Genomic DNA, 21,932 nt, shown 5'->3' on the forward strand with positions numbered 1-21,932 from the left:
TAGGAATCTCTTGAGGTCCACTTAAAAGGAAATTATGTTTCCGCGAGCTAACCATCCGCGGTGGCCCGTGGCGGCCTGGCCGTCCGCACCACTGACCGCCGTCCGGTCCGCGTCGGTTGCCGCCGACCGGGCCGCTCAGGGTGCCGCCGACCCGGCCGCCGCAGGCCGCGACGCCGGCCCCGAGCAGGGCCGGCGTCGCAGCCGGACAGCGACCGTTGCCGCGCGCCGCGTCCGGGATCACGGCGACGACCGACCGCGCCCACCCTGGCAACGGCCGGCCGCCGGGTCCGTGGAACTGCACCGGTGGCAGTGGACGGTCAGTAGCTGAGTCGGCCGCCTTCCTCGGCCGCGGCGTCGTCCTTGGCCGGCGGCGGCGCGACCGCCTTCGGGGTACCGGTGGGCAGGCAGCTCAGGTTCTTGGTGCCGGCCGGCGTCACCACGAACCAGGTGCCGCCGACGCCCTGGCCCTTCCACTGGCCGGGCTTCTTGTCACCGATGTAGCGGTACACCGGCCAGTCGCCGATGGTGACCTGCCTGGTGCCGTCCTCCCGGGTCACCGTGCCGACCTTGTCGGCGGCGATGCCGGTGATGTCCGGCGTTCCGTTGGTGAGCACCGGCGGCCACAGCCGCGCGCACTCGCCGGCGCAGTTCGTCGTGGGCGGCTTGGCCGAGTCGCGGTCGAACCGGTAGAGCACGAAGCCCTTGTCGTCGGTCACCACCTGACCCATCCGGGAAACCCGCTTGCCGACCAGGCCGGCAGTCAGGTCCACCTCGGCCACCTCGACGGGTGTCGGTGCCGGTGGGGCGCTCGGCTCGGCGGCGGGTTCGGACACCGCGTTCGCGGCCGGCTCCGCATTGCCGACGGGGGTGTTCGGGGTGGTTCCTGCGGGCGCGCAGGCCGTCGTCGCGGCCAGCGCCGCGCTGGCGATAACGATGCCGCTCCGCTTCATCGCTGCCACGTCGTCCCCTCCTTTGCTGGACAAGGTTGCCGGGAAGTACGGCTGGCCGTCCCGCCCGGATGAGGCTATTTGCAGTGGACAATTTCACAGCGAAACGTTGAACCGTCGCACCGTGCCGTACGTACAAATCATGAGCGGCCCCGACATCCTGCTTTTCCGGCCGGCGGGCAATGCCCGGCCACCCGTCGGTGACAATTCCGCCGGACGGCGGAAACGCCTGGTTATCCGGCTGCCGGCAACTGTCAGACCGGTACCGTCACCAGCGGCTCCGCCTCGCCGTCGTCGAGCACCTGCACCTGGAGCCGGTCGATGTCGTCCTGGTCGGTGGCGGTGGCGGCCTCCAGCACCAGTGCGTTGGGCTGGGCCGCCGTGCCGTACCCGGCGGGCGGCACCTTCCAACTGGAGAGCACCTCGGCCTCCCCGTTCTCGTGCATCAGCACCAGGCGGCAGACCTGTGGGCCGGAGAGCCCGCTCAGCGCGAACGAGACCCGGGTGCCCCAGGGCGTCGCACCGAGGCGTACCTCGGCGTGCACGCCGCTGGCCGGGTCGGTCGCGACGAAACGCTCGCCGGTCGGCCCGCCCGTGCCGGGGCGGCCGGTGCTGCCCAGGCTGCCCGGGACGGTGCCGGTGCTGCCGGGGCCCGGCTGCGCGGTCGTCCCGGTGCTGCCGACCCGGGTCCCGCCCAGGAACGCCAGCCCGCTCAGCATCGCCACCAGCACGAACCCGGCGGCGAGAGCGTAGAGCCGCCGGCTCCGGGCCCGACGCCGGTCCGCACCGACCGCCGCCGCGACCCGTTCGAAGAGGACACCGTCCGCCTCGGAGCGCTCCGCCACCATCAGGTCGTGGCCGTCGATCTCGCCGAGCAGGTCCACCACCGGCAGCAGCGACTCCAGTTCGTGCGCGCACTGCGCGCAGCTCGCCAGGTGCTCCTCGAAACGCAGGGTGTCCCGCTCGTCCAGGACGCCGAGCGCGTACGACGCGACATCCCAGTGGATCTCGGTGCTCACTCGGTCACCCCCCGCTCCAGCAGGGCTGCGCGGAGTGCCCGGAGCGCGTAGTAGACCCGGGACTTCGCGGTGCCGAGCGGCAGCCCCAACTCCTCGGCCGCCTCCGGCACCGTGCGCCCCTGGAAGTACGTCGCCACCAGCACCTCCCGGTGCGGCTGGCTCAGCGTACGCAGTGCGTCGGTGATGGTCATCATCCGGAGCACCCGATCCGTGTCGTCGGACTCGGAGAATCCTTCGAGGTCGCGGTCGTACGTCTCGGCGGGGCGGGCCTGCTCGCTGCGGTGGTCGTCGATCACGATCCGCCGGGCGACGGTGACCAGCCACGGGCGCAACGACGACTGGCCGTTGGCGCCCAGTCGATGTGCGTTGCGCCAGGCACGCAGCAGCGTCTCCTGCACCACGTCCTCGGCGCGCTGGCGGTCGCCGCCGGTCAGCCGCAGGACGAACATCAGCAGAGGTTTGGCATGTTCCTCGTAGAGCACTCGAACGAGCTCGTCGGAATGCCTCTTCTCGGCGGGGGTCGAATTGTGGCGGCCGGCAGCCGGTCGCGATGTCACCGGCTCATCATTCCGTCCGATCGCCCGCGCGTCGAGACCTTTGCGGGACCGAATTGACCGGCGTTGCGAGGTGGCGCACAATCGCCCCGGCATGACCGTCTCGCCATACCATCCGCCGGCTACCGCCTGCATCGCACCCCTACCTCCGCGTCGAACGCGTCCGACCCGGGCCCTCGTGCCGGGCCCGGTCGAGTCCGCCGTGAAGTACGGATTCCGGCCCCGGCCGGATCAACGCGCCGCCGGGAACTTGTCCGGGCCGCCGGGTTGCCCAACTGGGTGCCGGGCTGCCCAACTGGTGCCGGGTTGCCGAACTGGTGCGGGTTGCCCAACTGGGTGCCGGGCTGCCTAGCTGGCGATGGTGAAGCCACCCGGCGGCGGTGGCGCGGACGGCCGGGCGGCAGAGTCGGTGACCACCCGGGCGCCGTCGGCGAAGCGGTCCAGGTCGGGACCGGTCAGCACCCGGCCGGGGAACCAGTCCCCGGCGGTGCGGCGGACCAGCTCGGCCACCGGCAGGGCGGCCCGGCTGGCGGCGAGCACGAGGTTGCCGTACCGGCGGCCGCGCAGGACCGCCGAGTCGGCGATCAGGCAGGTCTCCGGCAGGACCGAGCGGACCGTGGCGACCTGGGCCCGGGCGTAGCGCAGCGGCGGCCCGTCCGCGACGTTCACCAGGTGGACACCGCCGGGGGCCAGCACCCGGGCCGCCTCGGCGGCGAACTCCACAGAGGATATGTGCGCGGGCGTGCGGGCACCGGCGAAGACGTCGGCCACCACCACGTCGTAGCTGCCGTCCCGGCTCGCGCCGAGCACCTCGCGCGCGTCGCCGACCCGGACCCGCAGCCTCGGGTCGGCGGGCCACGGCAGCTCCTGGCGGACCAGGTCGACCAGCTTCCCGTCGATCTCCGCCACCCGCTGCGCCGACCCGGGCCGGGTGGCCGAGAGATAGCGCGGCAACGTCATCGCCCCGCCGCCGAGATGCAGCACCCGCAGCGGCTCGCCGGCCGGTGCGATCAGGTCCAGCACGATGGCGATCCGGCGGACGTACTCGAACTCCAGGTGGGTGGGATCGGTGAGGTCGACGTGCGACTGCGGCGCACCGTCGACCAGCAACGTGTAGGAGCGCGGGCGGTCCGGATCGGGGCGCAGCTCCGCCAACCCGCTGCCCACCTTCACCGCGACCGCGTCGCCCCGCCGCTTCCGTCCCACCGTTCGAGTGTAAGGAAGGGCCCCCGCTTATCGGTTTCTGTTGTAGCGGGGGCCCTTCCTAACAGCTAAGACAGCGTGGCGAGGGTCAGGGCGCGGTGCAGCAGGCGGCCGTCGCCGAGCCGGGCCCGCAGCCGGCGCTCCAGCCCCGCGATCGGGATCAGGTTCTGCGGGGCCCGGGGATCCTTGTAGGCGGCCGAGGCGAACCTCGGCAGGGTGACCAGGGAGAGGTCGGCGAGCTCGATCGCCTGCTGCTCGGCCAGGTCGGCCGAGCACTCCACCCGGACGATCCCGGCCCACGGGCCGCGCCCGGCGCCGGGCAGCCGCAGATACCAGGAGTAGCCGCCCCAGGCGGTGCCGAGCCGGAACACCGGGGAGCGTTCCCGGGGGCGCAGCCCGGTGACCAGCGCGGTGTGCCGGGCCTCCAGGTATTGACTGTGCTGGGTCTTGATGTAGCCGATGGTGCGCGGCAGTTGCCGCCGGCTGCGCAGCGGGCCGTCCACCACCAGCAGGTCGCCGTCGTCGCGTACCGCGCCGGAGACCTTCACCTCCAGCGCGGTCAGCGGCCCCTGCACCGCCGCCGGCAGCTTGCTCAGCTCGCCGGTGCCGCTGAGCCGGTGTACGGCGTACCTGATCTGCCCGGCGACCACGTCCCGGGCCGACGGGCTGGCGGTGAAGAGACCCCGCTCCACCTCGGCGCCGGCCAGTTCCGCCGCGCCCCGCCGCAGGTCGCACCGGACCACCCCGGCGGCGTACGACGCGGCCAGGCCGGCGAAGGAGGTGCCGTCCGGCTCCTCCGTCCAGACGCTGGCGTCGATCCGGCGGACCCCGTCGACCAGCAGGACCACGTCCGGCGGCGCGACCGTCTCCGGTGCGGTGAGCGGGCGCCACTCGTCGGCCGGCAGCTCGACGTCGGCCTGCACCTGGGCGCTGCTCGGTGCCGCCGGACCGCCGGCCGCCTCGAAGGAGGCGCCGTAGGCCGGATCCCAGGTGTCGACGAAGAGCCGGGTGCCGGGACGCGGCGGCGTGCCGCGCCGGTCCGACGCGTTCACCGGCCGGCCCGACGCGCTCACCGGCGGGTCCGACGTGTTCACCGGCGGGTCCGACGTGTTCACCGGCGGGTTCGACGCGCTCACCGGCCGGTCCGTTCGACCCGGGAGCTGCGGGCGTCCTTGCGCACCTCGAACCGGACCGGGATCCGCTCGGCGAGCGCCGGCACGTGGGTGACCACCCCGACCATCCGGTCGCCCCGGGCGGCGAGATTTTCCAGGGTGGCGGCGACCGTCTCCAGGGTGGCCGCGTCGAGGGTGCCGAAGCCCTCGTCGAGCACGATCGACTCCAGGCTGGCGGTGGTGGTCGAGAGCCCGGCGAGCTGTTCGGAGAGGGCGAGCGCCAGCGCCAGCGACGCCTGGAAGGTCTCGCCGCCGGAGAGCGTCCGGACGGCCCGGCGCAGCCCGGCGTCGTGGTGGTCGACGACGAAGAACTCGCCCTTGTCGTGCGCGAGATCGTACTGCCCGCCGGTGAGCTCACGCAGGATCCGGGAGGCGCCCTCGACCAGCATGTCGAGGGCCTCGGCGAGCAGCCAGCGTTCGAAGTTGTTGGCCCGCAGGTGCCCGGCGAGCGCCTTGGCGACCCGGGACTCCCGCTCGTGCCCGGCCCGCTGCCCGGTCAGCTCCCGGGCCTGCTCGCGCCGCTCGACCAGCCGGCGGTGCTCGGCCTCGGCCCGCTCCACCGCGACCACCGCCGGCCGTACCGGGTCGGCGTCGGCGGCCGGAGGGTCGAGCCCGGCGGCGGTGAAGAGCCCGGCGATCCGCGCCGTCACCGCGCCGACGGTGTCGTGCGCCCCACCGACCGCCGTGGCGGCCTCGGCCCGCTCGGCGCGCCGCCGCCGCCCGGCCTCGGCGGCCCAGTCGCAGAGCCCGGCCCAGGCGGCGGTGATCTCCGCCCGGTCGGCGGCGGGCGGGCCGAGCCGGGCCACCCGGTCCCGGGCGGTGTCGAAGGCGCGCCAGGCGCCGCGCTGTCGCTCCTCGGCCGCCTCCACGCCGGCCCGGGCCCGCCGGGCCGCGTCCCGGGCCGTCCGTACCGCGCCGCCGGCCGCGTCCAGGTCGCGGCGGAGCCGGGTGAGCAGGTCGAGCTGCTCGCGCAGCGCGGCCGGGCCGGGGGAGTCGGCGAGCCGGGAGTCGAGGTCGGCGAGCCGGGCGGTGAGCTGCTCGTGCCGGGCGCGGGCCTGGTGCAGGGTACGTTCCAGCTCGCGGGCGGCCCGGTCCCGCTCGACGACCAGCTTCTCGGCGGCGTCGGCGGCGGCCCGGGCGGCCTCGCCGGCCTTCTTCGCGGCGGCCACCGCCGAGCCGGCCGGCAGCGCCGGCACCTCGGTCACCGGCTGTGCGCAGACCGGGCAGGGCGCCCCGGCGTGCAGGTGTGCCCGGAGCGCGGCGGCCCGGTCGGCGGTCTGTGCCTCCTGGTAGGCGACCCGGGCCGCCTCCAGCTCGGCGGCGGCCCGCTGCGCCGCCGCACGGGCCGCATCGAGCGCGGCCACCGCCGCGGCGTGGTCGGCGTCGGCGGAGTCCAGCGCGCCGGCCAGCGTCGCCGCCTCGCCGGCCACCTTCCCGCGCTCGGTGTGTGCCTGTTGCAGCAGCTTGAGCGCTGCCGGGTCGCCGGCGCCGGCCAGCTCGCCCCGGAGCTTCTCCTCGCGCTCCTCGGCGCCGGCCACCGCCGCCGACGCCTCGGTCGCCGCCGTCCGGGCGACCGCGACCGCCTCGGCGATCCCGGCCAGCTCCTTCGGCGGCCGGATCCGGTCCAGCTCGGCCAGGTCGGCGTCGAGGGCGGCCAACGCCCGCTCCGCCTCGGTCGCGGCCGTCCGGGCGGCCCGGAGTTCGGGTACGGCGGCGTCGACCCCGCCGGCCAGCTTCCGCATCTGCTCGACCCGCCCGGTGGCGGCGGCCAGCGCCTCGTCGTCGATCCCGGTGAGCCCGTCGAGCATCCGGTCGACGGCGGCGAGCGCGGCGTCGGCCCGGCCGGCCCGGCCCGTCGCCAGCTTCTGCACCTGCTCGTAGACGCCGAGACCGAGCAGGTTGACCAGGATCTGCTGCCGGGTCGCCGGCTTGGCGTGCAGGAAGTCGGCGAACTGCCCCTGCGGCAGCAGCACGCAGCTGGTGAACTGCTCGTAGGGCAGCCCGACCGCCTCCAGCACCGCCTCGTCCATCTCGGCCGGGGTGCCGGCGACCACCTCACCGAGGTCCTCCGGGCTCATCCCGGTGTCCAGCTTGGTCACGTCGAAGCCGGGCGGCATCAGCTGCAGTCCGGCGTTGCCGGTCTTGACGTTGCCCCGGCTGTCCCGCCGGACCACCCGGGTGGCGACGTAGCGGGCGCCGGCCGACTCGAAGACCAGCCGGACCCGGGCCTCGACGGCGGACGGGGCGAGCGCGTTGGCGAGTCCCCGGGCACCGCCCCAGCGCGGCACCGTGCCGTAGAGGGCGAAACAGATCGCGTCGAGCACGCTGGACTTGCCCGAACCGGTCGGTCCGACCAGGGCGAAGAAGTCCGCGTCGGTGAAGTCGACGGTGGTGGCGTCCCGGAAGGCGGTGAAGCCGGCCAGGTCGAGCCGGAGCGGACGCACTATCTGGTCGCCTCCTCGTCAGTCACTGTTCGGTCGCCCTGTCGCGGGTCACTGTCCGGACGCCTCCTCGTAGAGCTCGTCGAAGAGTTCGCGTACCCCGTCGTCGGCCTGGCCCCGGCTGGTCAGGTAGTCGCCGAAGAGCTCCCGGGGGGAGCGCCCGGCCCGCTGCGCGGCCCGGGTCGCGCCGACGTCCGGCAGCATCTCCGGGTCGATCCGCACCTCCAGCGCGCGGGGCAGCAGCTCCTGCACCTCCTCGCGCAGCCCGGCCCGGGGGGCCTCCCGGACGAAGACCCGGAGCCAGGCCGTGGGGTCGTCGACCTTCGCGAGATCGGCGAGTGTTCCGCGTACGGTGCGCAGCGGCGCCCCGCCGGTGATCGGCACCTCGCGGACCCGGGCGGCGGTCCGGCTGGTCACCTCGACGATGCTGACCGAGGAGCGGTTCTCCTCCTCGCCGAAGTCGACCGCGAGCGGGCTGCCGCTGTAGCGGATGTGGCACGGCCCGAGCACCTGCTGGGCCCGGTGCAGGTGGCCCAGCGCCACGTAGTGCGCGCCGCCGGGAAAGACCGTCGCCGGTACGGCGTAGTTGAGCACGGTGTGCGCCTCCCGCTCGCCGCCGCCGGTCCGGGCGCCCGCCACGGTCAGGTGCCCGGTGACCAGGTGCACCCGGTCCGGCTCGTCGAAGCCCTCGGTCAGCCGGCCGAGCACCCGCCCGACGTGGTCGGCGTACGTCTGCACCGCCTCGGCGGCGGTGAGCTCGTACATCTCGACGGCGCGGACCGCGTACCGCTGGGAGAGGAACGGCAGCGCGACCAGCCGCCACGTCTCGCCCCCGGCGGTGCTGCCGTCGATGACGTGCTCGGCCGGGTTGTCCCGGACGCTGCCGCGCAGCGACACCCCGGCGGCCTCGGCCCACGGCCGCAGCGCGTCCAGCGCGGGCCCGTTGTCGTGGTTGCCGCCGATCGCCACCACCTGGGCGCCGGTGCGGCGCAGCGCGGAGAGCGCCCGGGTGACCAGCCGGGTCGCCTCCGGGGTCGGCGCGGCGGTGTCGTAGAGGTCACCGGCGACGATCACCAGGTCCGGCGACTCGGCCTGGGCGACCTCCACCAGCTGGGCGAGCGCGTCCCGGTGCTCGTTCGTCCGGGACTGTCCCTTGAGGACCTTGCCGACGTGCCAGTCGGAGGTGTGCAGGATCTTCACGGCCCACCGTCCGTCGCTAGAAGGGGATGTCGTCGTCGGAGAGCGTCCCGGCCCGGGTGCCGACCACTGCGAACGGGTCGGCGGCCTGGGTGATCGAGCGCAGCGTGCCGGCCGGCGCGGCGCCGGCCTCGGAGACCCGGGTCGCCCAGGCCGGGAAGGGGAAGTCCAGGCAGAGCGGCACCGGGATGTCCGGCTGGTTGACGAACATGGTGCCGGGCTTGGCCAGCAGTGCCCGCTGCCGCTGCGCGGCGGGGAGGAAGCCGTACTCCGGGCGGGACGCCTCGGCCGGGTCGAGCCGGCCGACCACCCGGATCGCCGAGTTGGTGACGATCCGCCGCTCCACCTCGCTGGCGGTCTGCTGCGCCCCGATCAGGATCACCCCGAGCGAGCGGCCCCGCTCGGCGATGTCGAGCAGCACCTCCTTGATCGGCGACGAGCCCTCCCGGGGCGCGTACTTGTTCAGCTCGTCGAGGACGACGAAGAGCAGCGGCTTGGCGGTGCCGGCCTTCTCCTTCCGCTCGAACTCGGTCTTCAGGGTCACCCCGACCACGAAACGCTGCGCCCGGTCCGGCAGGTTGTGCAGGTCGACAACTGTCACCTGGGCGCTCTCGGCGGTGTTCACGCTGTGCGGGCGGCGGGTGGCGAGGTCGCCCCGGATCAGCCGGGCCAGGTCCTTCTTGCTGCCGATCAGGCGGCGGGCGAAGGCGTTGACGGTGCCCATGTTGACCGCGCTGCCGGCCCACTCGGAGCGGGTCTCGTCGTCGGTGAGCTGCTCGACGACGTGGTCCACCAGGTCGGGGTAGGAGTGGATCCGTACCCCGTCGATGCTGACGCCGCCGTCGGCGGGCTGGGCGTACCGGGCCAGGTGGGCGGCGACCGAGTGCACCACCATGGTGTACTGCTGGCGCTCGTCGTCGGCGTCGGCGAAGACGTAGGGGAGCAGCCGGTCGGCGCAGAACTCGGTGAGCGTCCAGTAGAAGCTGTCCACCCCGGCGAGCCGGCTGCTCACGTCGGGCGTGCCGGAGGAGTCGCCGGCCCGGGGCGGTGCGTAGACCCGTACGTCCGGGAAGGCCCCGGCGGAGAGCCCGAGCTTCGCGTAGGTCTCCGTCGTGGCGTCGTCGAGCCGGCTGTTCGGGTGGTCGAGGAAGAGCAGGTCCTCGCCCTTGACGTTGAAGATCAGTGCCTTGGCGTTGACCGCGTCGCCGCCGAGCACCCCGGAGCGGAAGACCGAGTAGAGCAGGAAGGTGGCGAAGCTGGTCTTGGTGGCCACCCCGGAGATGCCGGAGATGGAGACGTGCGCGCCGCGGCTGCCGTCCAGGAAGTCGGCGTTGAGAAAGACCGGCACGCCGTCCCGGCCGATCCCCATCGGCACCCGCCGCTCCATCCGGTCGAAGTGCAGCGCCGCCGACCGGGCCTCGCCCTCGGCCCGGTGCACCACGGCGCCGGGGGAGGGCGGGACGTAGAGCTCGGGGTCGACCCGGGTGGTGGTGATCTCGGCCGCCTCCTGCACCATCGCCGGCAGGGTGCCGTCGGCGATGGCGAAGACGTCGGAGTCGAACTGCGCCCCCTCGTGCCTGGCCCGGACCTGGGTGACCACCCCGGCGATGGTCACCGGCTCCCGGTCGGGCAGCTCGCGCCGGGTCACCACCACGTCGTCGAGCTGGAGATAGCTGCCCGGGGTGACGGCCGTCCAGAACTGCAACGGAGTGGCGTCGGCGGTGCCGAGCACCCGGCCGACCTCGGCGCCCGGACCGTCCGGCCGGCTCTCGGTCACCGGACCGACCCGGTCCGGTAGAGGATCAGATCACGACACACGAGTCGCATCCTGCCTCACAGATGCGACAGCGTGCCACGCGACGCGGCGGGACCGGTCGAGGAACGGCACACACTCGCGCGCTTCGTGGCGTAGGTGGTAGTACACGGTTACTTTCCGCCACCGTAACCTGATCTTGGTGGTGCGATCCGCAGGGGTCACTACCTTGCTTCGCCATGACGAGCTTCAATCCACGGTCGTACCCGGACCGTCCGGCATCCTCCGCCCGGCGCCACCGCGGCGCCGCCCTCCTCTCCGCCCTGCTGCTGGCCGCCGGCGTCGGCGTCGCGTCCGGCGGCGCGGTCGAGCCCGCTGCGGCGGCCGCCGAGCCGGGGCGGGTGCACGTCTCGGAGAAAGGAAGGGCCCCCGCTTATCGTTTTCTGTTGTAGCGGGGGCCCTTCCTTGCACCTCAGCGGGTGTAGCGGAGCAGGAGTTCGTCGGCGGCGGCGAGGACGTGCCGCAGGGCCATCCCGCGTGGTCTGGTGGTCTCCCCGGCGGTGATCCGGCCGGCGCCCGGACCGGTCAGCATCGGCGCCACCGTCAGGCAGACCTCGTCGACCAGGTCGGCGGCGGTCAGCGAGCCGAAGAGGTGCGGTCCGCCCTCGCAGAGCAGTTGCCGGTGCCCCCGGCGGTGCAGCTCGGCCAGGCCGGCGGCAAGGTCGACCTGCTCCCCGCCGCGGCGGAGCAGGTCGGCGACGTCGGCGAGCCCCGCCGGCGCGTCGGCCCGCTCCCGGGTGAGCACCACGGGGCGGACCGGGGCGTCGGTGAAGGCCGCCGAGGTGGGGTCGAGGTTCAGCGCCCGGGAGACCACCACCAGGGTGGGGTAGTCGGCCAGCCCGTGCTCGCGGCGCCAGGCCCGCCGTCGCTCGTCGAGGCGTACCGCCCGGTAGCCCTCGTTGCGCAGCGTGCCGGCGCCGACCAGCAGCGCGTCGCAGACCATCCGCAGCAGTCCGAAGACGCGCTTGTCCGGCCTGCTGGAGAGGCCGGCGGAGTGCCCGTCCAGCTCCACCGCGCCGTCGATGCTGGCGACGAAGTTCATCCGCAGGTGTGGCCGGTCGGTGCGAGGATAGAGGTCGATCAGTGCCGAGTCGTCCAGGGTGGCCGTCGCCGGCCCGGGCCACACCCGGGTTATTCCGACATTACCGCTCATTCGCTCGCCGGACCGGTGACCGGAGGGACGGGTGCGGGGGTACGGTGCTGGCAGTCGCACCAGTTGCGGCCCCGGCAGTGGTCGTGCCTGTTGTCCCGGCAGGCTCGGCAGATCATGCCGGTAAGCCTATGCCGAGAGGGTGGGAGACGATGCGCCGTCAGATCTTCCAGCTCAAGGTGTCGCTCGCCGACGTCACGCCGCCGGTCTGGCGGCGCGTGCTGGTGCCGGGCGGCTACACCCTGGACCGGGTGCACCGGGTGTTCCAGTCCGCACTGGGCTGGCAGAACTGCCATCTGCACTCGTTCGACATCGACGGGGTGCAGTACGGCGTACCGGATCCGGAGGGTGAGCTGACGCTCCGTGACGAGCTGGACACCCGGCTCGACGCGGTGGCGACCAAGGGCGGCCGTTTCCTCTACACCTACGACTTCGGCGACTGGTGGGAGCATGACGTGACCGTCGAGGATGTCTTCGGTGCCGACCCCGACGAGCGCTATCCGGTCTGCCCGGCGGGAGCGGGGGCGTGCCCGCCCGAGGACGTCGGCGGTCCGTTCGGCTACCGGCAGTTCCTCGTCGCGATCGCCGACCCGGACCATCCGGAGCACGATTCGCTGCGGAGCTGGCTCGGCCGGCCCTTCGACCCGGCGGCCTTCGACCCGGGCCGGGCGAGCACCCTCGCACGCTGGCTGAGCTGACCCGTCCCCGGGCGGGACGCACGACACGTCGCCGTGCCCGTTACCTCAGTGATAACGCCCGCTTTGCCTGGTGAGTGTCCCAGCGCCGACGGTAACGAAATGGGAACGCTCCCAGTGGCCCATTGACACCCCCGAAACGCGCCGGCAATCTCATGGGAGCGCTCCCGGCGGTTTGTGCGCTTAGCCACATCGGCAACGAACTGCGCCGTCCGGCACACCCACCACCGGAGCACCACCACCGACACACGAATTCCAGCCACCACAAACACGAGTTACCCACCTGAGAGGGGTCAGGGATGAGCGTCATCAGGCGCCGGCTCCGCACCGCTGCGGTCGCCGCGCTCGCCGCGGGCGTGGCTCTCGGCAGCGCGGCCTGTAGCAAGAGCGACGACGGGGGGTCCAGCGGCGAGGGCGGAGAGGTCAAGCTGGTCCTGCAGACCTTCCAGAACTTCGGCTACGACCAGGCCATCAAGGACTTCGAGGCGGCCAACCCGAACATCACGGTCGAGCACCAGAAGATGGGCGAGCTGCGCGACTTCCAGCCGAAGCTGGTGCAGTGGCTCGCCGCGGGCAGCGGCGCCGGCGACGTGGTCGGGCTGGAAGAGGGCGTGCTCCTGCAGTACGTGCAGAACCACGACAAGTTCGCCAACCTGCTCGAACTCGGGGCGGACGAGCTGAAGTCGAACTGGCCGGAGTGGAAGTGGAACAACGCTCTGACTCCGGACGGCAAGAAGCTGATCGCGCTCGGCACCGACGTGGGCGGCCTGGCCATGTGCTACCGCAAGGACCTGTTCGAGCAGGCCGGTCTGCCGACCGACCGCGAGGAGGTCTCGAAGCGGATCAGCACCTGGGAGGACTACATCGCGCTGGGCCGCGAGTTCAAGGCCAGTGGCAAGGCCAAGGCCGCCTGGCTGGACAGCGGGACCAGCCTGATGCAGCCGCGCGTCATGCAGAACTCCGAGACGTTCTTCTTCGACAAGGAGAACAAGTTCATCGGCGACACCAACCCGGTCGTCAAGGAGACCTGGAACATGGGTCTCCAGATGGCCTCGGAGGGCCTGACCGCCAAGGCGCAGCGCTGGAGCGCCGACTGGGACGCCGCCTTCAAGAACTCGGCGTTCGCCACCATCCCGTGCCCGGCGTGGATGACCGAGGGCGTCATCGCCCCGAAGTCCGGCCCGGCCAACTCCGGCAAGTGGGACATCGCCACGATCCCCGGCGGTGGCGGTAACTGGGGCGGTTCCTACCTCGCCGTTCCGGCCCAGACCAAGCACCCGAAGGAGGCGTTCGAGCTGGCCAAGTACCTGACCAGCAAGGAGGGCCACCTGGCGGCGTTCGCGGAGGCCGGTGCCATGCCGTCGAGCATCGCCGGCATCGAGGACCCCGCCTTCAAGGACAAGAAGAGCGAGTACTTCAGCGGCGCCCCGACCGGCCAGATCTTCGGCGAGAGCGTCAAGAACATGAAGCCGGTCTTCCTCGGCGCCAAGCACCAGCAGGTCTGGGAGACCATCGTCGAGCCGCAGATGCAGGCGGCCGAACGCGGCCAGCTCAGCTCGGACGCGGCCTGGCAGAAGGCGATGGACGAGGCCAAGAAGGCCACCAGCTGAGTCGATGGTGACCCGCCGGCCCACGGGTGAGGATCTGCCCGTGGGCCGGCGGTGGTGCCCACACCCGTTCGGGGTGTGGGCACCACCGCGAGGTCACGCGCCGCTCCCTCCCCGGAAGGACCCGCAATGAGCTCTGCTGTCGGCGCGGCACCCAGGCACGCTGCCACGCCACCCCCCGCCCCCGATCCCGCGCGCCGTCAACGGTCGTACCGCCTCGGTCGCTGGGACATCAAGTACTCTCCCTACCTCTACGTCGCCCCGTTCTTCTTCCTCTTCGGGGCCTTCGGCCTCTTCCCGGTCCTCTACACCGTCTACGTCTCGTTCTTCGAGTACGACCTGCTCAGCGACACCAAGGAGTTCGTCGGCCTGGAGAACTACCGGGTGGTGCTGGACGACGCACAGTTCTGGAACGCCGTCTACAACACCGTCGGCATGTTCGTGGTCAGCACGGTGCCGCAGCTCGTCGTCGCGCTGATGATCGCCAACCTGCTGAACCGGCAGATGCGGGGCCGAACCCTCTTCCGGATGGGGATCCTCATTCCCAACATCACCTCGGTGGCGGCCGTCGGCATCATCTTCGGGCTGATCTTCGCCGACCGGTACGGCCTGGTGAACTGGCTGCTCGGCACCGTCGGCGTCGACCCGATCGCCTGGCGGGACAGCCGTTTCGCCTCCTGGTTCGCGGTCGCCTTCATGGTCGACTGGCGATGGACCGGCTACAACGCGCTGATCTATCTCGGTGCCATGCAGGCGATCCCGAAGGACCTCTACGAGTCGGCGGCCCTGGACGGCGCCTCCGCCTGGCGGCAGTTCTGGAAGATCACCGTGCCGTTGATCCGGCCGACCATCCTCTTCACGATCATCATCTCCACCATCGGCGGTCTCCAGCTCTTCACCGAGCCCCTGATGTACGGCTACGGCCTGATCCGGGGCGGCGCGGCGAACGAGTTCCAGACCCTGGCGATGTACATCTACGAGCGGACCTTCACGGGCAACTTCGAGTACGGCTCCGGCGCGGCAATGTCCTGGCTGCTCTTCCTCATGATCATTGTCTTCGCGGTGATCAACTTTGCGCTGGTCCGCCGCTCGGTCAAGGGGGAGCAGAAGTGACCACCATGCAGACCCTCCCCCGGACGGTCGCACCGACACCGCCCACCCGCCGCCGTCGCCGCGGCATGCCCGGCGCCCGGCTCTGGGAGGCCAGCCCGCTGACCTACCTCGCGCTGGTCATCGGCTGCGTGCTCTCGATCTTTCCGATCCTCTGGTCGTTCATCATCGCCTCCCGGGACAACAGCGCGGTCTACGAGATGCCGCCGACCCCGGGCGGGCAGCTCTTCAGCAACATCGACCGGATGCTCGCCAACGAGGACGCCGCGTTCATCTACGGCCTGGTCAACTCGTTCGTGGTCTCCACGGTGGTCACCATCTCGGTGATCTTCTTCTCCACGCTGGCCGGCTTCGCCTTCGCGAAGCTGCGCTTCCGGGGCAGGAACGCCCTGCTGCTGGTGATCATCCTCACCATGATGGTCCCGACCCAGCTCGGCATCATCCCGCTCTACCTGATGATGGTGGAGCTGGGCTGGACCGGCACCCTCCAGGCGGTCATCGTGCCGTTCCTGGTGCAGGGTTTCGGGGTGTTCATGATGCGCCAGTACGCGATGGCGGCGGTCAGCGACGAGCTGATCGAGGCGGCCCGGCTCGACGGCTGCTCCACCTGGCGGGTCTACTGGAACGTCGTGCTGCCGGCACTGCGCCCGGCCGCGGCAGTGCTCGGCCTGCTGACCTTCATGCAGACCTGGAACGAGTTCCTCTGGCCCTTCGTCGTGCTCACTCCCGACACGCCGACCGTGCAGTACTCGTTGAAGATCCTTTCGTCCGGCCCGTACCAGACGGATTATGTAGCCCTGTTCGCCGGTACCGCGCTGGCGACCCTGCCGCTGCTGATCGTGTTCATCATCTTCGGCCGCCAGATCATCGGCGGCATCATGGAAGGCGCCGTCAAGTCGTGAGCAACCCCGCGAGCCCACACTCCACCCAACTGCTCGAGCAGGGCGAAGGCATGGCCTTCCCGCCCGGTTTCGTCTGGGGCGCGGCCACCGCGGCGTACCAGATCGAGGGGGCGGTGCACGAGGGCGGTCGAAGCGCATCGATCTGGGACACCTTCAGCCACACCCCGGGGCGGGTCCTCCAGGGGCACACCGGTGACGTCGCCTGCGACCACTACCACCGGTACCGCGACGACGTGAAGCTCATGGCCGAGCTGGGGCTGAAGGCGTACCGGCTGTCGGTGGCGTGGCCCCGGATCCAGCCCGACGGGCACGGGCCGGGCAACCCCGCCGGGCTGGACTTCTACCGGGCCCTGGTCGACGAGCTGCTGGAGCACGGCATCGAGCCGTGGATCACCCTCTACCACTGGGACCTGCCGCAGGCGATCGAGGACGCCGGCGGCTGGCCGAACCGGGACACCGCCGGCCGGTTCGCCGAGTACGCCGAGCTGACCGCCGCCGCCCTCGGCGACCGGGTCCGGCACTGGATCACCCTGAACGAGCCGTGGTGCTCCGCCTTTCTCGGCTACGGCTCCGGGGTGCACGCGCCGGGGCGTACCAATCCGGGCGAGGCGGTGCGGGCGGCGCACCACCTGATGCTCGGGCACGGCCTGGCCACCCGGGCGATCCGGGCGGCCCGGCCGGACGCGGAGGTCGGGGTCACCCTCAACCTCTACGCGGTCTCCCCGCAGACCTCCTCCGAGGGTGACGCGGACGCGGCCCGCCGGATCGACGGGCTGGCCAACCGGATCTTCCTCGACCCGGTGCTGCGCGGCAGCTACCCGGCGGACGTGGTCGCCGACCTCGCGCCGGTGAGCGACTTCGGTCACGTCCGGGACGGTGACCTGGAGACCATCGCCACCCCGATGTCCTTCCTCGGCATCAACTACTACAGCCGGCACGTGGTCGCGGCCCCGATCGAGGGCGTCGAGCCGGAGCCGTACTGGCGGGCCCAGTCGAGCTGGCCCGGCAGCGAGCAGGTCCGGTTCGTCACCCGCGGGGTGCCGGTGACCGACATGAACTGGGAGATCGACGCGCCCGGGCTCACCGAGACCCTGGAGCGGGTGCACCGGGACTACCCCGAGCTGCCGCTCTACATCACGGAGAACGGCTCCGCCTTCGTCGACGAGGTGGTGGACGGCCGGGTCGACGACACCGACCGGCGGGACTACTTCGACGCACACCTGCGGGCGTGCCTGTCCGCGATCGCCTCCGGTGTGCCGCTCCGGGGCTATTTCGCCTGGTCGCTGCTTGACAACTACGAGTGGGCGTGGGGCTACACCAAGCGCTTCGGCATGATCCACGTCGACTACGACAGCCAGCGCCGGATCCCCAAGGCGAGCGCCCGCTGGTACGCCGACGTGATCCGACGTAACGGTTTGGCCGCACAATAGGCGTGGTCAAGCAGTATTGGGGGTGCCCGGCGCCGGTCCGCACGCGGTCGGCGCCGGACGCCCGACGTCGGAGGGACAGACGATGACAACCCAGCGCACCCGCTCGCTCGGGCGGCCCACCCTGGATGCGGTCGCCGCCCGCGCCGGAGTGGGGCGGGGCACGGTGTCCCGCGTCGTCAACGGCTCGCCCCAGGTGAGTCCGGAGGCCCGGGCGGCGGTGCAGCGCGCCATCGCCGAGCTGGGCTACGTGCCCAACCGGGCGGCCCGGGCCCTGGTCACCCAGCGGACCGACTCGGTGGCCCTGGTGGTCTCCGAGTCGGAGGAGCGGGTCTTCGGCGAGCCGTTCTTCGCCGGCATCGTCCGGGGGATCAGCTCCGCGCTGCTGGAGACCCCGATGCAGCTCTGGCTGGCGATGGCGCAGTCACCGGCCGAGCGGGAGCGGGTCGAGCACCACCTGACCAACCAGCACGTGGACGGCGTACTCCTGCTCTCGCTGCACGACGCCGACCCGCTGCCGACCCTGCTGGAGCAGCGCGGGCTGCCGACCGTGCTCGGCGGCCGGCCGGCCCGGATGCTCGGCAACCCGGCCGGGGCGTACTTCGTCGACGTGGACAACGCCGGTGGCGCCCGGCAGGCCGTCGAGCACCTCGTCGGCCAGGGCCGCAAGCGGGTGGCGACCATCGCCGGTCCGCAGGACATGGGGGTCGGCGTCGCCCGGCTGACCGGCTACCAGGACGCGGTACGCGACAGTGGTGGGTATGTCAGCGACGGCATGATCGCGTACGGCGACTTCAGCGAGACCAGCGGTGCGGCGGCGATGCGGCGGCTGCTGGACAGCTGCCCGGAGCTGGACGCGGTCTTCGTCGCCTCCGACCTGATGGCCTGCGGCGCGCTGCGGGCGCTCCGGGAGGCGGGCCGGCGGATCCCCGAGGACGTCGCGGTGGTCGGCTTCGAGGACGCCCCGATCGCCCGGCAGACCGAGCCGCCGCTGACCACGGTCTTCCAGCCGATGGAGGAGATGGGCCGGCAGATGGCCCGGCTGCTCGTCTCGCGGATCCGCCGGGAGGAGCGGGACGTGCCGTACGTGCTGCTCGACACCCACCTGGTGCACCGCACCTCCGCCTGAGGCCCGCCGCCCCGTCCGGCCCGGCCAAGCCCCTAAGGCCCGCGCCGTCCGCACGCGGCGCTCAGTCGCCCGTCCAGCGTCGCAGCTCGCGGCGGGCCAGCGCGGCCCGGTGCACCTCGTCCGGGCCGTCCGCCAGGCGCAGGGTCCGGGCCCCGGCCCAGAGCGCGGCGAGCGGGGTGTCCTGGCTGACGCCGGCACCGCCGTACGCCTGGATCGCCTTGTCGAGCACCCACTCGGCCATCGCCGGAGTCACGATCTTGATCGCCTGGATCTCGGCGTGCGCGCCCCGGTTGCCGACCGTGTCCATCAGCCAGGCCGTCTTCAGCACCAGTAGCCGGGCCTGCTCGATCCGGACCCGGGACTCGGCGATCCAGTCCTGCACCACGCCCTGCTCAGCCAGGGGCCGACCGAAGGCGACCCGGTCGGCGACCCGCCGGCAGAGGAGTTCGAGGGCGCGCTCGGCCATCCCGACCAGGCGCATGCAGTGGTGGACCCGGCCCGGACCGAGCCGGGCCTGCGCGATGGCGAAGCCCTCCCCGGGGGCGCCGATCAGATGGTCCGCCGGCACCCGTACGCCGTCGAAGCTCACCTCGGCGTGGCCACCGTGCGCGCCGTCGGAATAGCCGAAGACGGTAAGCGCCCGGTGCACCGTCACCCCCGGGGTGTCCCGGGGCACCAGCACCATGCTCTGCTGCCGGTGCCGGGGCGCCGCCGGGTCGGTCTTGCCCATCACGACGAAGATCCCGCAGCGCGGGTCCATCGCCCCGGTCGACCACCACTTCCGCCCGGTGATCACGTAGTCGTCGCCGTCGGCGACGATCCGGGTGGCGATGTTCGTCGCGTCCGAGGAGGCGACCTCCGGCTCGGTCATGCAGAACGCCGAGCGCAGCTCGCCGTCGAGCAGCGGGCGCAGCCAGCGCTCCCGCTGGGCCGGGCTGCCGAAGTCGGCCAGCAGTTCCATGTTGCCGGTGTCCGGGGCGGCGCAGTTGAGCGCCTCCGGTGCCAGGTGCGGGCTGCGGCCGGTCAGCTCGGCCAGCGGGGCGTACTGGAGGTTGGTGAGCCCGGCACCGTACTCGGGGTGCGGCAGGAAGAGGTTCCACAGGCCGCGCCGGCGGGCCTCGGCCTTGAGCTCGTCGAGGACGGGCGGCCGGCTCCACGGCCCGGCGCCGGTCGCCGGGTCGGGCGGAGCCTGCGCGGCGGCGGCGACCTGCTCGGCGAAGATCGTCTCGGCCGGCAGGATCCGGTCGGTCAGGAAGTCGTGCAGCGCCTCGTGCAGCTCGGCGGTACGCGCGTCGAAGCCGAAGTCCATCGGTGCTCCTCGGTAAGTCCGGCCGTGCCCCCGGTGGCCCGGCCGGTCGGGACGGGGTCAGGGCCGGCCGAGCGCGGCCAGGCCCTGCGCGACCAGTGGGTCGACGAGGGCGCCGATCCGGTCGAACCCCTCGCCGATGGTCTGCCCGAGGGTGTGCCGGTAGTGGATGCCCTCGCAGATGACGGCGAGCTTGAAGCAGCCGAGCGCCACGTGCCAGTCCAGCGGGCCGACGTCGACGTCGCTGCGCTCGGCGTACCGGCCGATCAGTTCGGCGGCGGCCGGGAAGCCGGCCCGCGGCCCGAGCCCGTCGGCGACCGGGTTGCCGGCGGCGGCGTCGGAGTCGCCGAGCACCTCCCAGTAGGTCACCAACAGCCCGAGGTCGGCGAGTGGATCACCGAGGGTGGCCATCTCCCAGTCGAGTACCGCCCGGACCGTCACCGCCTCCGTCGCCGGCCCGGACCCCGGTGTGCCGGCGAGAGTCATGCGGCAGTCGGCGACCAGGTTGTCCAGCCGGTAGTCGCCGTGCACGACCCGCCCGGTGTTCGCGCCCTCCGGCGCGGTCGCGGCGAGCCGGTCGCGCAGCTCGTCGATGCCGGGCAGCGGCCGGCTGCGGGACCGGTCGAGCTGCCCGCCCCAGCGGCGGACCTGCCGGGCCAGGAAGCCCTGCGGCCGGCCGAAGTCGGCCAGGCCGACGGCCGCCGGGTCCACGTCGTGCAGCGTCGCCAGCACATCCATCATCGCCAGGGCGAGCTGCCGGCGCCGGGCCGGCGTCAGCGCGTCGGTCTGGCTGCGGTTGCGGTAGACCACCCCGGGGACGCGCTCCATCAGATAGAACGGCGCGCCGAGGACCGCCTCGTCGGCGCAGTGCAGCAGGGTGGTGGGCACCGGCACCCCGGTCGGCGCCAGTGCCGAGATCACCCGGAACTCCCGGCCCATGTCGTGCGCGGTGGCCAGCACGTGCCCGAGCGGCGGGCGGCGGAGCACGAACTCCTGCTCTCCGGCATGCACCAGGTAGGTGAGGTTGGAGCGGCCACCGGCGAAGAGTTCCGCCCGGAGCGGGCCGGTCAGCAGCTCGGGGCGGTGCACCGCGAGGTGCCCGGCCAGCCGGTCGAGGTCGAGCCCGGACGGTGGCCTGGCGGGTGGGTCCGGCCGGACGGCGGTGGCCGGCGGATCGGTCATCCGGACAGTTGATGGCATCTGGCCCGTCCAGTCAAGTCCTGCCAGCCGTGCGTCCAGGCCGCCCGTCCCGCGAGACACGGATCGGCCCGCTACGGCGCCGGACGGGCCTTCAGCGGACGGGCCAGCGGGGCGGGACGACGGTGAGCACCGTACGTCTTCGGGGTGAACACGGGTTGTTGCTGCCGGGACATGCCACGGCAACAGGGGCGAAATGGTCATAGGGCAGCCTGGTTGACAGCTCGCCGGCGGAACGCGCGCCGGTCCGCCGACGGAGGGGACGGACATGTTGCTGAGGGTTCGGGTGACCCTGCCGGATCGACCCGGAACGCTCGGTCAGGTCGCTCGTACGCTGGGCGTCGCAGGTGCCGACATCGTTCAGGTCGTGGTGCTGGAGCGGCTGGGCGGCCGGGCCGTGGACGATTTCACGGTGGTCTGGCCCGGCGCGGCCCGGGTCGACCGGCTCTGCGCCGGCCTCGGTGCCATCCCGGGGGTGCGGGTCAACGGCATGTGGCGGGCGATCGGCGCGCCGAACGGCGGTGGGCAGGACGCGGAGCTGCTCGCCCAGATCGCCGCGAACCCGGCGGACGGGTTGGCCACGCTGGTCGACGCGGTCCCCGGCCTGCTCGCCGCCGACTGGGCCGCCGCGGCCGTGGTGCCGGCGGACTGGGCGGCCCGCACCGGCATGGGCGCGGGGACGGTTCGCGGCAGCGGCGCGCCGGCGGTGGCGTACGCGAGCTGGCGGGCGCCGAGCCCGCTGCACCTTCCCGAGGTGACCCCGTTGCGGGCCCGGTCGTTGAACGGGCCGGCGGGCACCCACTACGCGGTCGCCCCGTTCGGCCGGGCCGGGCTGGTGCTGATGCTGGCCCGGGTCGACGGCGACGGGCTGACGGCGGCCGGTTTCCACATCACCGAGGTGGACCGGATCGCCCAACTGGTCCGGGCGGCGGCCACCATCCTCGGTGACCGGCTCGACCTGGTCAGCGCGCCACCGGCGGCGGAGCCGATCGAGTCACCGGAGGCGGCGGCCCTGCCGGCGACACCGACCACGCCAACGGCCGGCCCGGACGGCGCGGCGGGG

18 protein-coding genes and 1 pseudogene are annotated in these 21,932 nt (G+C 72.8%); 8 read left to right on the forward strand and 11 right to left on the reverse strand.

Going from position 1 to position 21,932, the window contains the following annotated elements; translation table 11 throughout:
* Nucleotides 1-317: 317 nt before the first annotated feature.
* The 8 genes from ACN27G_RS05570 to ACN27G_RS05605 all read right to left on the reverse strand — a co-directional run bounded on the left by ACN27G_RS05570 (nt 318) and on the right by ACN27G_RS05605 (nt 10,310).
* The gene (locus ACN27G_RS05570) at nt 318-950 is read right to left on the reverse strand and encodes a hypothetical protein (protein ID WP_421497248.1); all 633 of its coding nucleotides are present in this window, start codon (nt 948-950) and stop codon (nt 318-320) included.
* A gap of 251 nt (nt 951-1,201) precedes the next feature.
* Nucleotides 1,202-1,966 (reverse strand): anti-sigma factor family protein, encoded by a 765-nt coding sequence (locus ACN27G_RS05575; protein ID WP_421491694.1) that lies wholly within the window; start codon nt 1,964-1,966, stop codon nt 1,202-1,204.
* Nucleotides 1,963-2,655 carry a sigma-70 family RNA polymerase sigma factor gene (locus ACN27G_RS05580; protein ID WP_421491695.1) on the reverse strand — a complete coding sequence of 231 codons (693 nt, stop codon included), beginning with the start codon at nt 2,653-2,655 and terminating at the stop codon, nt 1,963-1,965. The genes ACN27G_RS05575 and ACN27G_RS05580 overlap by 4 nt, the downstream gene beginning before the upstream one ends.
* Before the next feature lie 213 nt (nt 2,656-2,868).
* A complete protein-coding gene (locus ACN27G_RS05585; protein WP_421491696.1) occupies nt 2,869-3,726 on the reverse strand; it encodes a spermidine synthase in 858 nt (285 codons plus the stop codon).
* A gap of 65 nt (nt 3,727-3,791) precedes the next feature.
* Nucleotides 3,792-4,775 (reverse strand): hypothetical protein, encoded by a 984-nt coding sequence (locus tag ACN27G_RS05590; protein WP_421497249.1) that lies wholly within the window; start codon nt 4,773-4,775, stop codon nt 3,792-3,794.
* 80 nt (nt 4,776-4,855) lie between these two features.
* Nucleotides 4,856-7,339: an AAA family ATPase gene (locus tag ACN27G_RS05595; RefSeq protein WP_421491697.1), complete on the reverse strand. Its 2,484-nt coding sequence runs from the start codon at nt 7,337-7,339 to the stop codon at nt 4,856-4,858.
* A 48-nt stretch (nt 7,340-7,387) separates the two neighbouring features.
* Entirely contained in the window at nt 7,388-8,536 is a 1,149-nt protein-coding gene (locus ACN27G_RS05600) for an exonuclease SbcCD subunit D (protein WP_421491698.1), read from the reverse strand.
* Between the two features lie 16 nt (nt 8,537-8,552).
* Nucleotides 8,553-10,310, reverse strand: a complete 1,758-nt coding sequence (locus tag ACN27G_RS05605) for an ATP-binding protein (protein ID WP_421491699.1) — start codon at nt 10,308-10,310, stop codon at nt 8,553-8,555.
* A gap of 215 nt (nt 10,311-10,525) precedes the next feature.
* Here ACN27G_RS05605 and ACN27G_RS05610 point away from each other — a divergent pair, with 215 nt between their 5' ends.
* Nucleotides 10,526-10,738 (forward strand): hypothetical protein, encoded by a 213-nt coding sequence (locus tag ACN27G_RS05610; protein WP_421491700.1) that lies wholly within the window; start codon nt 10,526-10,528, stop codon nt 10,736-10,738.
* Nucleotides 10,739-10,758: 20 nt separating this feature from the next.
* Here the strand turns inward: ACN27G_RS05610 and ACN27G_RS05615 are convergent, their stop codons facing one another.
* Nucleotides 10,759-11,499 carry a pyrimidine reductase family protein gene (locus ACN27G_RS05615; protein WP_421491701.1) on the reverse strand — a complete coding sequence of 247 codons (741 nt, stop codon included), beginning with the start codon at nt 11,497-11,499 and terminating at the stop codon, nt 10,759-10,761.
* Between the two features lie 149 nt (nt 11,500-11,648).
* Here ACN27G_RS05615 and ACN27G_RS05620 point away from each other — a divergent pair, with 149 nt between their 5' ends.
* The 6 genes from ACN27G_RS05620 (at nt 11,649) to ACN27G_RS05645 (ending at nt 18,366) form a co-directional block, all read left to right on the forward strand.
* Entirely contained in the window at nt 11,649-12,194 is a 546-nt protein-coding gene (locus ACN27G_RS05620) for a plasmid pRiA4b ORF-3 family protein (protein ID WP_421491702.1), read from the forward strand.
* Nucleotides 12,195-12,490: 296 nt separating this feature from the next.
* Nucleotides 12,491-13,801, forward strand: coding sequence for an extracellular solute-binding protein (locus ACN27G_RS05625; protein ID WP_421491703.1), 1,311 nt, complete (start codon nt 12,491-12,493; stop codon nt 13,799-13,801).
* 126 nt (nt 13,802-13,927) lie between these two features.
* Entirely contained in the window at nt 13,928-14,911 is a 984-nt protein-coding gene (locus ACN27G_RS05630) for a carbohydrate ABC transporter permease (protein WP_421491704.1), read from the forward strand.
* 65 nt (nt 14,912-14,976) lie between these two features.
* Nucleotides 14,977-15,810, forward strand: a complete 834-nt coding sequence (locus ACN27G_RS05635) for a carbohydrate ABC transporter permease (protein ID WP_421497250.1) — start codon at nt 14,977-14,979, stop codon at nt 15,808-15,810.
* Nucleotides 15,807-17,240 (forward strand): GH1 family beta-glucosidase, encoded by a 1,434-nt coding sequence (locus ACN27G_RS05640; RefSeq protein WP_421491705.1) that lies wholly within the window; start codon nt 15,807-15,809, stop codon nt 17,238-17,240. Before ACN27G_RS05635 ends, ACN27G_RS05640 begins: the two co-directional genes overlap by 4 nt.
* Nucleotides 17,241-17,322: 82 nt before the next feature.
* The gene (locus ACN27G_RS05645; protein WP_421491706.1) at nt 17,323-18,366 is read left to right on the forward strand and encodes a LacI family DNA-binding transcriptional regulator; all 1,044 of its coding nucleotides are present in this window, start codon (nt 17,323-17,325) and stop codon (nt 18,364-18,366) included.
* Between the two features lie 61 nt (nt 18,367-18,427).
* On the opposite strand, the gene ACN27G_RS05650 is transcribed toward ACN27G_RS05645, so the two are convergent.
* Nucleotides 18,428-19,675: an acyl-CoA dehydrogenase family protein gene (locus ACN27G_RS05650; RefSeq protein WP_421491707.1), complete on the reverse strand. Its 1,248-nt coding sequence runs from the start codon at nt 19,673-19,675 to the stop codon at nt 18,428-18,430.
* A gap of 57 nt (nt 19,676-19,732) precedes the next feature.
* A complete protein-coding gene (locus ACN27G_RS05655; protein WP_421491708.1) occupies nt 19,733-20,854 on the reverse strand; it encodes a phosphotransferase family protein in 1,122 nt (373 codons plus the stop codon).
* 283 nt (nt 20,855-21,137) lie between these two features.
* On the opposite strand from ACN27G_RS05655, the pseudogene ACN27G_RS05660 reads away from it, so the two are divergent.
* A pseudogene (locus ACN27G_RS05660) lies at nt 21,138-21,845 on the forward strand (amino acid-binding protein); the annotation flags it as partial.
* Nucleotides 21,846-21,932: the final 87 nt, after the last annotated feature.

It is taken from the genome of Plantactinospora sp. WMMB334, assembly GCF_049179095.1.
Taxonomy (GTDB): domain Bacteria; phylum Actinomycetota; class Actinomycetes; order Mycobacteriales; family Micromonosporaceae; genus Plantactinospora.

What these genes read in the sequence shown, in the direction of transcription:
- ACN27G_RS05570 (WP_421497248.1), bottom strand. Translation starts at nt 950, where the DNA reads ATGAAGCGGAGCGGCATCGTTATCGCCAGCGCGGCGCTGGCCGCGACG.
- ACN27G_RS05580 (WP_421491695.1), bottom strand. Translation starts at nt 2,655, where the DNA reads ATGCAGGCGGTAGCCGGCGGATGGTATGGCGAGACGGTCATGCCGGGG.
- ACN27G_RS05610 (WP_421491700.1), top strand. Translation starts at nt 10,526, where the DNA reads ATGACGAGCTTCAATCCACGGTCGTACCCGGACCGTCCGGCATCCTCC.
- ACN27G_RS05615 (WP_421491701.1), bottom strand. Translation starts at nt 11,499, where the DNA reads ATGAGCGGTAATGTCGGAATAACCCGGGTGTGGCCCGGGCCGGCGACG.
- ACN27G_RS05620 (WP_421491702.1), top strand. Translation starts at nt 11,649, where the DNA reads ATGCGCCGTCAGATCTTCCAGCTCAAGGTGTCGCTCGCCGACGTCACG.
- ACN27G_RS05625 (WP_421491703.1), top strand. Translation starts at nt 12,491, where the DNA reads ATGAGCGTCATCAGGCGCCGGCTCCGCACCGCTGCGGTCGCCGCGCTC.
- ACN27G_RS05630 (WP_421491704.1), top strand. Translation starts at nt 13,928, where the DNA reads ATGAGCTCTGCTGTCGGCGCGGCACCCAGGCACGCTGCCACGCCACCC.
- ACN27G_RS05635 (WP_421497250.1), top strand. Translation starts at nt 14,977, where the DNA reads ATGCCCGGCGCCCGGCTCTGGGAGGCCAGCCCGCTGACCTACCTCGCG.
- ACN27G_RS05645 (WP_421491706.1), top strand. Translation starts at nt 17,323, where the DNA reads ATGACAACCCAGCGCACCCGCTCGCTCGGGCGGCCCACCCTGGATGCG.
- ACN27G_RS05650 (WP_421491707.1), bottom strand. Translation starts at nt 19,675, where the DNA reads ATGGACTTCGGCTTCGACGCGCGTACCGCCGAGCTGCACGAGGCGCTG.
- ACN27G_RS05655 (WP_421491708.1), bottom strand. Translation starts at nt 20,854, where the DNA reads ATGACCGATCCGCCGGCCACCGCCGTCCGGCCGGACCCACCCGCCAGG.